We start from the raw sequence: 12,808 nt of genomic DNA, 5'->3' as shown, positions 1-12,808 counted from the left end.
CCGAGACAGCGCAAAGGATGACGTGGATTAGCTTCGCAAGCCGCGACCACGCTCTATCAAATACCAAGCTAGCAAATAAAACACCGCAATAAACGCCAGCAACACGCCCATGGTGAACACCAGTGGCACGTCGGTGATACCCAAGAAGCCGTAGCGGAAGCCGCTGATCATATAGACAATCGGGTTCAGCTTAGAGATAGCCTGCCAGATTGGCGGCAGCAGCGTCAGCGAGTAGAACACGCCGCCCAGATAGGTCAGCGGGGTCAACACGAAGGTTGGGATCAGGCTGATGTCATCAAAGGTGGTAGCAAATACCGCGTTAAGCAGGCCGCCGAGGGAGAACAGGATCGCGGTCAGCAGCAGAGTCAGTGCGATAACCCACCATGAGTGGATCACCAGCGGCACGAAGAACAGTGAAATCGCGGTGACCAAAATTCCCACGCAGATACCACGCGCCACGCCGCCGCCGACATAACCGGCAATCACCACGTGTGTTGGCACAGGTGCCACCAGCAGCTCTTCAATATTGCGCTGGAACTTGGCGCTAAAGAAAGAAGAGGCCACGTTGGCGTAGGAGTTGGTGATCACTGCCATCATGATAAGACCCGGCACGATGAACTGCATGTAGGTGAAGCCATGCATGTGACCAATCTGCGAGCCAATCAAATTACCGAAAATGATGAAGTACAGCGTCATGGTGATCACTGGCGGAACCAGCGTCTGGATCCAGATACGCCCGAAACGGTTAATCTCTTTTAGCCAGATACTCTTGAGTGCAACCCAATACAATTGCGACATTATTTCGATTCCTCACTGCCGTTCACCAAGGTGACAAACAGCTCTTCCAAACGGTTAGCTTTGTTACGCATACTCAACACCTGCACACCCTGATTGCTCAGTTGGCTAAACAACGAGTTCAGGCCCTGCTCGCGCATCACTTCCACTTCCAGCGTAGACGTATCGGTCAGTTTGCTGCGATAGCCTTCCAGCTGCGGCAGGTTGCTTTTCGGTGCCAAGTCGAGAATGAAGGTTTCTGATTTCAGCTTCGACAGCAGCTCTTTCATGCTGGTGTTTTCTACCAGCTGGCCGCCCTGAATTATGCCGATGTTACGGCACAGCATCTCGGCTTCTTCCAGATAGTGGGTGGTCAGGATGATGGTAGTCCCCTGCGCGTTAAGCTCTTTGAGGAAGCCCCACATGGAACGGCGCAGCTCGATATCTACCCCGGCAGTCGGTTCATCGAGGATCAGCAGCTTCGGCTCGTGCATCAGCGCGCGGGCAATCATCAGGCGGCGCTTCATCCCCCCGGACAGCATGCGAGAACGCTCGTTGCGCTTGCCCCACAGGTCCAACTGAGTCAGATATTTTTCAGCGCGCTGCAATGCCAGCGGGCGCGGAACGCCGTAGTAACCGGCCTGATTAACCACCACTTGCATGACGGTTTCAAACGGGTTGAAGTTGAACTCCTGCGGCACCAGCCCGAGCTGGCGTTTGGCGTTAACGATATCCTTATCGATGTCGTAACCAAAGACTCGAACCTTACCGGCAGATTTATTCACCAGCGAGCTGATGATGCCAATGGTGGTCGATTTACCGGCACCGTTTGGCCCGAGCAGCGCGTAGAAATCACCTGCTTCAACGTTGAGGTCGATGCCGCGTAAAGCCTGCACACCACCGGCGTAAGTCTTGGTTAACTTCTCCAGTTCCAATGCGTATGTCATAAGTGGAGCTTACCTTGTGTAGAGAACCTTGTTATAAATTCTGGCGTTATGATTTGTTGCTTAATGGGATGCTGAATCGATATGAAATAGCGGAGTGTTGCCCTATATTAACCCATCGCAGTTGATCGGTTACAGGCTATTAACGTCCATGAATGACATTGAAACACTTAAAAATAATAACGCCCTTTGGTCAAAAACCATGGTGGAAGAAGATCCAGGCTTCTTCGAACGTCTTTCCGAATCGCAAAAACCCCGCTTTCTGTGGATTGGCTGCTCCGACAGTCGCGTTCCTGCCGAACAACTGACCGGGCTTGAGCCGGGCGAACTCTTCGTTCACCGCAACGTCGCCAATCTGGTTATCCATACCGATCTCAACTGCCTGTCCGTGGTGCAGTACGCCATCGACGTGCTGGAAGTCGAGCACGTGATTATCTGTGGGCACTACGGCTGTGGCGGTGTTCAGGCGGCGGTGGAAAATCCTGAGTTGGGGCTTATCAACAACTGGCTGCTGCATATTCGCGACATCTGGTACAAACACAGTTCTCTGCTCGGCGAGCTTTCCCCAGACCAGCGTCTGAATAAGCTGTGCGAGCTGAACGTGGTGGAACAGATTTACAACCTCGGCCACTCAACGGTGATGCAGACCGCGTGGAAGCGCGGACAAAAAGTCTCGCTGCACGGCTGGGTTTACGGCATTCAAGACGGGCGTCTGCGCGACCTCGAAGTGACCTCCACCAGCCGCGAAACGCTGGAACAGCGTTACCGCCAAGGCGTCTCCGCCCTGCTGCACGGCAATCCGCAGTAACTGTACAAAAGAATAAAAAGCAAAAGGCACATTATGTGCCTTTTTTATCATTTATTTTTCCTGCACTTACAACGCGATCACCATAAATCAACGAGTTACATGCGGTGTAAGCAGCTACAAGCCTTCAAAGATGCTTAGGTGTGGACACTATGTGGACACTCCAGTCCCGCTTTTCCCCTCAGTGGATTGAAGGAAAGCCGGTGATCGATATCATGCGCAAATACTCCATGAAGGAAGACGGTGACGAGCGCGGCGCTGCAAAGAACCGCTTTGACTGTAAACATCTGAACCGCGGCGGTGCCGCTGGCTACATCGCTAAGTACATCGCGAAGAATATCGACGGTTATGCACTGGAAGGTGAACGTGACCACGAAACCGGTGAACTGCTCACAGATTCTGCGGCGGCAATCACTGCCTGGGCTGCAACATGGCGTATACCGCAGTTTCATCCCATCGGTTTACCTACGATGGGTTCCTACCGTGAGTGTCGTCGGATACGTTCCATCAGTCTGACTGAAACCTTTGACGAAGAAGTCGAAGCCGTTCGCGCTGCTGCTGATGCCGGTGACTTTATGGCGTACATGACTGCCCAGGGCGGCGCTAATGTACCGCGTGACGATCAGAGGGTGCGCGTAGCACGTCGTGTTGCCAATGAGCTGAACGCTTACGATGAAGAAGTGAAAAAAGTTGTGGGCATTTTCGCGCCCCACCTCGGCGAATCACATGTATATGAAACGCGTACCACTCAATGGCGGATCGTTGCTTCTGCCGTTGACTCTGAGGTTTTGACCGTAAAAAGCGCCTCCGGCGCGCCTCGGAGTCCTGTCAATAACTGTGGGTTAGGTGGTAAGGGGCTGGCTGCAAATATGCGTGAAAGCATGGCTACATCGTCCACTTTTGGCAATCCTAGAGTTATTGACTGGGAAGGAACTGCCACAGGGAGGGTAATTGGAGATCAGTTACTGGAATAAACGATTAAAATTAGTAACTCGTCTTTTATTGCAACTCCACGCCCCCATGATGCAGTTACCATAGCAAATTAAAAGCATATGAACGTGGATGCCGCCTGAAACAAAGAGTAAATTGATTCTTACAAGTGTTGATTGTTCGAAATTTCTCCAGAGCTTGTATATGTTAACTAGCATAGACTGTTGTTGTTTCAAATATGAAAATAATGAAGGATTACTATGGATCAGTATATATCTGAATTTTTGTACAATAATTACCATGATGAAAATTACGCATTGAAATTATTAGCATGGTTGATTATTGATAAAAAAAACACGGCAAGTAGCATAAATCGCCGTTTAACATATGCTATTGAAAATCAAGATGTAATGAAAAATAAAATATATCTTCGCAAACTTGATAGATATAAAAATTTCTACGAAACCCATTTGGTGAATCTTCCTCAAAGTACAACCATCAATAATAAAAGAATTAGTACCTTACAAATTTCAGATTTTAGAGGATTTGGGAAATTAAGTGATGAAGACAAAGGAATTAAAATAAAATTCAATAAACTTAACAATATATTTTTCGCTCCAAATGGAGGTGGTAAAAGTAGTTTATGTGAAGCACTTGAATACCAAACAACTGGAGATATAAAAGAAGCAGGCAGAAGAAAGACGTCAATAAAAAATTACATTAAAAGAAATGGTAAACATTCAATCACATTACTTGACCACTCAAACAGGGATATAAAAGCCAACCCTGATTACAATTTTAATTTTATTGATAGAAATAGGCTTCAAGAATTCTCTTTATTAGGTTCTAGTGATACAAAATTTGGAGAGCGGGACGTCTTGGCAGCACTTGTGGGACTCGAGAGTTTCGATTCTTTCTTAGGAACATTAGTTTCCCCAAGAAGCTTTAATGCACTAAGTTTTAGACAAATGAATAGTGCCAATGCCTTAGAATCGTTAAATCTAGAGTTAATTAAATACAAAAAACTATCGAATGATAATCATAAAGAACTATTACAGATTAAAAAAGACATATTAATAAAGCTCGGATGCAATTACCATAAAAGCCCTATATCTCAAATTGATAACATCATAAGAATCAAGCACCCTCATCTAAAAAAATATTTAGTAAAGCTCGAAACAAAAAAAGAACAAATAACAAAAGGTATTCCTTCAGTTGAAATTTCATTAGTGAAATCTAGTAAAATAATTAACGTGCTTTCAAAATTGATTGACAGAAAAAAAAGTATTGACAAAAAATTAGATGCGATAATTTACAATGATAAATTAATTAAACTACACACATTATCTAAGGAATTATTGGAGGATATTCCATTCGAGAAATGTCCACTTTGCAATACCCCTAACGATAAATCCGCCAAAAATCCACTTGAAAATTCGAAAGAAATTTTAAAATCATACATCAAAGTTACTACGTTACAAAAATGTAGAATTAATACCAAAGATAATATTAAAAAATATTTAGATGCTATTTTACAAACACTAAGGGCATTCCTAATCTCACCTGTTAATACAGTAATAAAAACTGACTTTGGGAAACTATCCGAAATATCAAATAGCCTACCTACCTTATGTGATGATGAAATTAAATCTACACTATCATTTATTCATACAGAACTGATTGGATGTGAATCATTAGAATTTTATAATGAAACCACGGTCCAGCATAATTCTAAACTCAAAAACATTGAAGCTTCATTAACATTGTTAAATGTTAAAATTGATAGTGTATCGCGTTCGTTAGATGAAATAAGAGATTTAATATCGGCATATAAGGCTAAAAATCAAAATAAGAATAAAAAGAAAGAGGCGTTTGATTCTTTGCTTAACAAAATTTCCTCTGAAAAAGAAAAGCATTCTCGCGAGGTGGAAAGGAACTTATTTTTACAAAAATTAAACGATGAATACTCTAACTTTCATGCGCTAGCCTATACTTTTAAGAGAATAAAAGAATCGCAAATACTAGCCGGGATTGAAGGCTCAATAGTTCATTATTATAATGAAATAAATAAGCACGATGATGATAGTGAGAAATTAGATAGTTTATCATTTATATATGATCCTTCATTGAGCTCTTATAGAATCCAACTTGATATAAATGGCGAGCAAGCTGACGCTTTTGTAAGATTGTCAGAAGGCCATCTTAAGTCTCTAGGACTATCGGTATTACTGGCTCTGGCGAAAAAGAAAAAATCCCAGTTTATAGTTTTTGATGATGTCGTCAATGCCATAGATACTGAACACAGGTCAAACATAATTAACACATTTTTAACTGACCCATACATAAAGAAAACTCAAAAAATAATAACGACACATGATAAATTGTTCTGGGAGCTTTATAGTAATAGAGAAAAAAGCTTGGGCAATGGAGAGTTCTCCAGTTTTATTCTTAATTGTTATCCGCACGGTATCCATTATGAGGAAAGAGATATATCCTTTGAGGGGAAAATTTCTGATAGTCTAGAACACTATGATATTAGACAAGCACTGATTTATTGCAGAATTTGGTTCGAATCCTTGGCTGCTAAACATTGTGTTACGTCAGGGTTAAGCCTTACTGCAAGTTTTTCTGAAAGGGACTATCAAAAACCAAACTTTATAAAAATAAGTTTAGAGAAGATGTATGCCGTACTAACCGACTCATTGGGAGATAAATTAGAGAATATAAACCTGATTAAAAATGATTTCTTGAGCTGGGGGGCACAAAATCAAGAACATCATGCTTTTAGTGAAAACAACTATAATATTATCCACTCAAAAACAAGCCAGGAAATACAAGTCATTTTTGATGCAATAAGAAAATTTAACATCCAACTATCGCCACAGTCTAGCCTTGTCAGCCTTCAGGATAAGTTAGCAGCTTTAAACATTAGAATTAATGGGGTTAATACTAAAATTGATAACGCTAACCCAGGCACTCCTGCTGATATACTTCATCAGTGGAATAATACAAAGGCAAAATTAGAAAGAGATAAAATCAAAGTAGAAGAAATGAAAAATTATTGCGAAAACCTCCTTTTGTAATTAATATTAAGTCTTGTAGCATATTACCTCCAGCATAAAAAAAGGAGGCAATATGTTACAATCCTTCCGTTTTTTCCCCTAACCGCAAAGGTCTGTAAAACTATGAAGATAGCATTTTTGTGTGCATTACTGCATGGTTTTGCATGTTCCAAGAAGGATCAAAAAATGCCAGACGCCCCCTTTGGCTAGGCTTTTTGACGCTCTGACCCTTGCATTAAAAACAGCGAGCCAAGTCAGAAGCGGGCAGGCGGGTAACATTGCGCGCGCCGAGATGTAGAGCATCAAAATGGTGAATTTTGTGGGGTTTATGAGCAGGAGATGTTGGCTGATAAGTAGAACAATATGATCGACGCACATTTTCGGACGCATGCATGTGTCAATAACTTTTTTCGCTGGAGGAGATAAGAGTGCCAGAAACCGGTATTCCTACCTACAAAAGAAGCACACATGGGGGTGGGTCAGTGGATCATTTTTTCTTTAGCGAAATTCAGATACTTCAAGGTTTATGAGTTGCAGAAAGTACAGGTTATCTCGCGTCGACAGATTGCCCGTCATTTAATGCAGAATGAAGCAGTGAGGTGAGTTTTTAAATTGAGCACCTCAATAGAAAGATTGACATCAGGGTAGCTCTTTTTTATTTCAACAAAAATTTTTTATGTTCTAATAATTTATACCATAGCTAGTTCGAACTTTCTATGAAATAATTCCGTCTGGTATTATCTTCCAAGAACGCAATGAGGTTTGAACCAGTGTTTAAAAATATGGACGGAAACAAAGCTTGCATTTTGGTGACCGCATCATTGGCTTTCGTATTAGCAATGATCTTATTAGTTTTTGATAAGTTTACTGGGAGCGATTTTGTATTGTTTATGACTACACTTGTAGTTATGACGCTTGTAATTTGGTGTCTGCCTAAAATTTCCGAATTCTCGATTGCCGGTAACACTGTAAAATTGAAAGAAACATTGAGTGAAGCTGAAAAGATAACAAAAGATCTTAAGGTACTTCGTCGATTTTCCATGAAACAATTTTTAAACAACATGAATATTAAAGGTGGGAACAATCATGAAGTTATGCGGAGGTTTTTTAATTTCATATCAACTTATAATGAATTAGTAAATAGTAAAGATTTGGTAGATGAATTTAGATTCGAACTTATAGAGATCACTGAAACTTTACTCATGAGTTGCTGTAATTTTGTTATTAGTTCTGCATTTGATCTTGATATTAAAGAGACCAAAGATGTTAGAATTAACATGGCCTATTTGGAAAAATTAAAAAAAGATCATCATGATTTGAAAGAAAGTGAAAAGGCAAGCCATCCAGGCATAGTTAATGCGGGTTGTTTTGCTGAGCTTAGTATTATTTTAGATGATTTTTTAGAAAATATTAATAATGGGGAGTATGTCCCAGTTGCCCATCCCTCTTTTAACGCGAATTATTTTAATATCCCTGCTTTTAGAATGAGCTAATTTAGCGAATAATCTTGGGTTATTATTTTATCTACCTCCCATATATTCGCTCTGTTTTTTTACTTCTTAGCCCTTTCTACTGCAAGTTCGAAGTTGAGTGGATAGTTTAAGCCCAGTTTTACAGGGCTTTACAAGTTTATTCTGGAGCGAGATCGTAAGTAGTAAATCTAATCACCCCCGCCCCAAACCACGCATTCAACTCCTTGAACCTTTCCTGCAAAGGCGTAAGTTCATTCCGCACAAACACCTGTGACGCCTTAACCGAATCACCAAACCCACCGCTGTTCTCCGGAATAATCCCCATCATCTGCGGCGGCACGCGGTGCGCGCACAACAAATCGTTCTGACTGGCCTTCTTGATGTTAAAGAAATCGTCTTTGGTCGCGACTTCACTTAACGGCAGAATCTTGATCCCGTCCGGTTTGCCGTTCGGGGCGTACATAAACAGGTTGCGGAAATTACCCAGGCCTTTTGTGTCCCGCATGGCTTTACGCATCTGATCAATATCACTGCTGCTTTGTGCCGCGTCGGTCATATACAGGATATATCCGGCGTGCGCGCCGTTCTGGTAGTACTTGCGGCGGAACAGCGTGGCGGCCTCATTGAGCCACGCAGAGTTCAGAGCGCTGAGGTATTCCGGCAGACCGTACAGCTCCTGATTAATGTCTGGCTCAATCAGATGAAACACGCTACCGGCTTCGAACTGGTGCGCGTCCTTCCACTGCTGCACAAACCAGTAAGTATCCTCCTCAACCCCGCGCCGCGCGTATTTAGCGGGCACGGTCTTCATCACCACCGCGTCGCCGAGCTGGTTGCGGATCACTTCTAAAAACGCATTCCCGAATACCAGATAATCCAGGGCGAACCGGCTGAATTCCTGCTGTGATAACAGCGGGTGTGGGACAAACTTCGAGGCCAGAATATTGCGTTTCACATACAGCGAGGAGCTGTGATGCACCGCTGCGCGCAGCGTGCGAGCCAGTCCGTCAAAGCTGACCGGAGGCTCGTACCACTGGCCGTTACCCGTGCATTCGATGTAGTCCAGAATTTCGCGGCGGTCTAACACCGGCGTCGGGTCGCCAAAGCTGAACGCCTCCGCCCCGCCGGTCTCCTGCATGGTGGCGGTGACTGTGCTTTGTGTCGGCTTGCGGAATTTGCGCTTACTCATATTAATAAAACTCCAGAATGTTAGGGCTTTGGCCGCCGCTGGCGGCGGTCAGCGGTTCGTTAAGCAGTGCGTGCATGATTGCCCAGGCGACATCCGCGTGGCTGGCTTCCTCGCTGCGGCTGGCCTCGTAGGTGGAGCGGCTGCCGCTGGCGGTCATGGTTTTGCGGATCGCCATGAATGACGACGTGATGTCTTTGTGGTTGGTGTCGTACTCCAGGCGTCCGGACGTGATGGTGTCCTTCGCTTTCAGTACCATTTTCGTTTTCGTTTCCGGGCTATAGCGGATTTCCATCGCGGCGGGGAAGAACTGCCGGACAAGCTGGAAAACGCCCTGACCGATGCCGGTGGCATCAATGCCGATGTATTCCACGCAGTAGCGTTTTGTGAGTTCCTCAATGCTTTTCGCCTGAGCGGCAAAATCCATGCCTTTCCACTGGTGGCGTTCCAGCACGCGGAATTTGCCGCCGTCTACCAGCGGCGGAGCCAGTACGGCACAGCCAGCACTGTCGCCGGTGTGTGACGGGTCGTAACCAATCCAGACGGCGCGATAACCAAACGGGCGCGTCGCAAACGGGCTGAAATCCTCCCACTCCTCCGCACTTTCCACCATGCAGCGTTGCAGCTCGACGAACGGGAACACGGACGCCTGATCGTCAACAAACTCACACATGAACAGGTTGCGAAAATCCTCCGCGCTGTTCTCCTGTTTCAACGTGTCGATGTTAAACAGATTGCAGCCACCGGCTAACGCATCCTCAATGGTGACGATTTGCCGCCACTGCCCGTCGCCACAAAGCTGGCCTTTCGCCAGGGCGTGATGGCTGATATCCAGCTCAATCCTGTCGTTGCGGTCTTCCCGTCCCTTGTTGAACAGCTCGCCTGACCAGAACGGATACGCGCCGTGCGTGAGTGCTGACGGCGTGGAGAAATAGGTGGTGCGCAGATGTTCCTGCGACGCCATGCCGCTGGCGACCTTGCGCAGCTTCTGGAAGTTCGGGATCCAGAAGATTTCGTCCACATACAGGTCGCCGTTATGGCTCTGGGCAGTGTTGGAGTTGGTGCCTAAGAAAATCAGCTTTGCGCCGTTGTTGCCGATCACTATCGGGTCGCCGGTCAGCTCGACATCAACCTGGCGGGCAAACTGAATGATGTACTCACGAAACACGTAAGCCTGGGTTTTACTGGCTGACAGAAAAATCTGGTTGTGGCCGGTTGCCAGGGCGCGCAGTAACGCTTCCCGCGCAAAGAAGAACGTTGCGCCAATCTGGCGGGATTTCAGGATGTCGCGGATACGGTGCTTAAGCCCCGCGTCATACCAGACACGCTGGTACTGGAAGCACTGAGCCAGAAAAATACCCTCCAGCTTTTCCAGGGCTTCGTCGCTGAAATAGTTCTTTGTCGGCTTCTTACGCTCCCCTTTGTTCCGGTTGGCAAAGTTCGGATTTAAATCCACTTCGTTTCCGCTCTGGCTGTAGCGGTTCACCCTTGCCAGGCGTTCAATCATCCGGCCTAACGCATCAATCTCTTTGTAATCCGCATTCCCTTTCACGTCTTTGGTCACAAGTTGGATCAGGCGTGCTTCCAGGCTGGATTCCACGCGTGAAATGGGCGCGGCGTTGTCCCAGGCGTCGCGTGTTTTCCAGCTCTGCACTGTCGGTATTTTTTGGGTCAGCAGTTCCGCAATCTGACGCACTGAAAAACCCTGCCAGTAAAGCAGTGCCGCCTGTCGCCGTGGGTCGCTGATGATGGTTGAGTTTGTCATTTTCATGACTGCCACGTTAACGGGCGGCCTGCTGATTTTCCTGCTGTCCACGTTGTGCCATCGAGCATCAACCCGCATCGGCTGGCGGTGTCGGGCGTGTGTCTGGAAACTTGGGGTTCTCAGAAGCACACACCGACTGGAGTCAGAAAATGGCAATGGCAACAAAAGCAAAGCGCTTTCGTATCTGTACCGAAGGGGCAACCACCGACGGACGCGAAATCACCCGCGAGTGGATTGAACAGATGGCGGCGACCTATGACCCGAAGGTTTACGGCGCACGCATCAACATGGAGCACATCAAGGGCTATTTCCCTGACAGTGCGTTTCGTATGTACGGCGATGTCACCCCGAAGAAGTGGCCGACGGCGCGCTGAAAGGCAAGCTGGCTGCACACCAAAGACCCAAAGCCGAAAAAGGTGAAGGTGCAACGCAAACCGAAAGTGCAGTACCTGCGCGCCCTGCAACACCCGAAGGCGAAGAAGGTCAGTGCAAAGGCACAGAAAACGCCGGAGGCGAAGGAAGGGGAATACCTGGCGGGCAGTGAAGACAATGTGTTTGCCCTCACCACCATCTACGCCACGCAGAAAGCGGCCATGCGGGCAGCCCAGGCAAAGTGGGACAAACTTCAGCGCGGCGTCGCGGAGTTCTCGATCTCCCTGGCTCGCGGGCGGGCTGACTTATTCCCTGAAACGCCGGTGGCGGTGTCGGGATTTAAATCCGTGATCGACGCGCAGCCCTGGATAATCAGCAAGGTGACGCACAGCCTGGGCGGAAGCGGGTTTGTGACAACGTTAAATCTCGAGGTGCTGCTGTCTGATGTGAGTTATGAATTAAACGAAAACTAGAAATCATGAGGGTAATTAAACCCTCAATCACGATCAGATTAAAAAACTAGAATCATCAGATGACGTGTTGTATTTTTTTACGATAAATTCCGAGGCCTTATCAATCTCCGGGAATAGACTACTAGCATGGATGCCGAGTAACTCAAGCTCCTCTCTAATATTTTCTTTAGCATTTGCTGAAACCATTATCCTTCTAACTGGGATAATTGCCTCGCCACTTGCACCCTTATAAGTTTTTGCTCCGTATATTAAGAAAGCACCGGACTGAGCAATTATCCTTTTATTGTTAAGTTTTGGCTTAACAAAAACAGGCCTAATAAGATCCATTGGCTCTATTATTTTTCTAAAGTTTGGTTTTTCAAAACCTATATTATAAAATAATTCATCAACGCATTTTCTACGGTTAAACTGAGCTCTTGATAAACCTTGAGCAACTAACTTAAAAATTTCCTCTTTACTCTCAGATTTTAGATTTGCTAGATTCGCCATGCAACTAACACGGTCGCTGTCATAATATTTCTGTCTCTCTTTTGGGACTAGAAAGTACTGAACTTTACCATCTTGCTCCTTCCCATCTACAAGATATTTTTCCGAAGCAAACCATAATGCAACTAAGGGATTAAGAGTAACATCTAGAAGTCTTGTAGGTAATCCAAAATGTTGCATCCTGACAAGCCTATCAAACATAGTTTTATCTGAATCAAATTCTTGGGGATGCACACTTACTAAATCTCTTACTATTAAATTTTCTTCACTATAAACATTACAGTCATCTCTAAAAATCTTTGGTTCAGTATCCCAGTCATAAAACTTTTGCCCCCTAAATGCTGTTGGCCTCGCATTGCGCTTGTTTATATTCATAATATTCTCAATGAAACCAGAAACAGAGGTTATTTTTTCTATTTTCTTAACTGCTCTCATAAGATTCATTCCTTGTTATAAAATTTAATATTGTCACCAATACTTATTCTTTTTTTCTATTGATAGGAATTTGTTAATGAAGCTAATATAAGCCAGTAAATACG

Annotated in this window: 8 protein-coding genes and 3 pseudogenes; 6 read left to right on the top strand and 5 right to left on the bottom strand. The window is 45.1% G+C overall.

Features of this window, described 5'->3' with window-relative positions; translation table 11 throughout:
• Window positions 1-27: 27 nt before the first annotated feature.
• Complete coding sequence (locus GEAM_RS01585; protein WP_034787280.1) at window positions 28-798, bottom strand: ABC transporter permease; 771 nt, start codon at window positions 796-798, stop codon at window positions 28-30.
• Complete coding sequence (locus GEAM_RS01580) at window positions 798-1,721, bottom strand: ABC transporter ATP-binding protein (protein ID WP_034787273.1); 924 nt, start codon at window positions 1,719-1,721, stop codon at window positions 798-800. The genes GEAM_RS01585 and GEAM_RS01580 overlap by 1 nt, the downstream gene beginning before the upstream one ends.
• Window positions 1,722-1,869: 148 nt before the next feature.
• Here GEAM_RS01580 and can point away from each other — a divergent pair, with 148 nt between their 5' ends.
• From can to GEAM_RS01560, 4 genes and pseudogenes are all read left to right on the top strand, one after another.
• Window positions 1,870-2,526: a carbonate dehydratase gene (can, locus tag GEAM_RS01575; RefSeq protein WP_034787270.1), complete on the top strand. Its 657-nt coding sequence runs from the start codon at window positions 1,870-1,872 to the stop codon at window positions 2,524-2,526.
• Window positions 2,527-2,726: 200 nt separating this feature from the next.
• Window positions 2,727-3,476, top strand: a pseudogene (locus tag GEAM_RS01570) (replication endonuclease); the annotation flags it as partial.
• A gap of 237 nt (window positions 3,477-3,713) precedes the next feature.
• Entirely contained in the window at window positions 3,714-6,536 is a 2,823-nt protein-coding gene (locus GEAM_RS01565) for an ATP-binding protein (RefSeq protein ID WP_034787266.1), read from the top strand.
• Window positions 6,537-7,285: 749 nt separating this feature from the next.
• Window positions 7,286-8,008, top strand: a complete 723-nt coding sequence (locus GEAM_RS01560) for a hypothetical protein (protein WP_128124590.1) — start codon at window positions 7,286-7,288, stop codon at window positions 8,006-8,008.
• Window positions 8,009-8,144: 136 nt separating this feature from the next.
• Here the strand turns inward: GEAM_RS01560 and GEAM_RS01555 are convergent, their stop codons facing one another.
• Both GEAM_RS01555 and GEAM_RS01550 read right to left on the bottom strand, forming a co-directional pair.
• Window positions 8,145-9,176, bottom strand: coding sequence for a phage portal protein (locus GEAM_RS01555; protein ID WP_034787262.1), 1,032 nt, complete (start codon window positions 9,174-9,176; stop codon window positions 8,145-8,147).
• Window position 9,177: 1 nt separating this feature from the next.
• The gene (locus GEAM_RS01550) at window positions 9,178-10,944 is read right to left on the bottom strand and encodes a terminase ATPase subunit family protein (RefSeq protein ID WP_034787261.1); all 1,767 of its coding nucleotides are present in this window, start codon (window positions 10,942-10,944) and stop codon (window positions 9,178-9,180) included.
• A gap of 149 nt (window positions 10,945-11,093) precedes the next feature.
• On the opposite strand from GEAM_RS01550, the pseudogene GEAM_RS23055 reads away from it, so the two are divergent.
• Together GEAM_RS23055 and GEAM_RS22960 are read left to right on the top strand one after the other, a co-directional pair.
• Window positions 11,094-11,332, top strand: a pseudogene (locus tag GEAM_RS23055) (GPO family capsid scaffolding protein); the annotation flags it as partial.
• Window positions 11,316-11,783 (top strand): annotated as a pseudogene (locus GEAM_RS22960) (contractile injection system protein, VgrG/Pvc8 family); the annotation flags it as partial. The pseudogenes GEAM_RS23055 and GEAM_RS22960, both read left to right, overlap by 17 nt.
• A gap of 33 nt (window positions 11,784-11,816) precedes the next feature.
• Here GEAM_RS22960 and GEAM_RS01535 read toward each other — a convergent pair.
• Window positions 11,817-12,704 carry an FRG domain-containing protein gene (locus tag GEAM_RS01535; RefSeq protein WP_034787260.1) on the bottom strand — a complete coding sequence of 296 codons (888 nt, stop codon included), beginning with the start codon at window positions 12,702-12,704 and terminating at the stop codon, window positions 11,817-11,819.
• Window positions 12,705-12,808: the final 104 nt, after the last annotated feature.

Source organism: Ewingella americana ATCC 33852 (assembly GCF_000735345.1).
In the GTDB taxonomy this organism is placed as follows: domain Bacteria; phylum Pseudomonadota; class Gammaproteobacteria; order Enterobacterales; family Enterobacteriaceae; genus Ewingella; species Ewingella americana.
The sequence above is the reverse complement of the archived record's forward strand: the minus strand, read 5'-3'. Positions and strand labels throughout refer to the sequence as shown.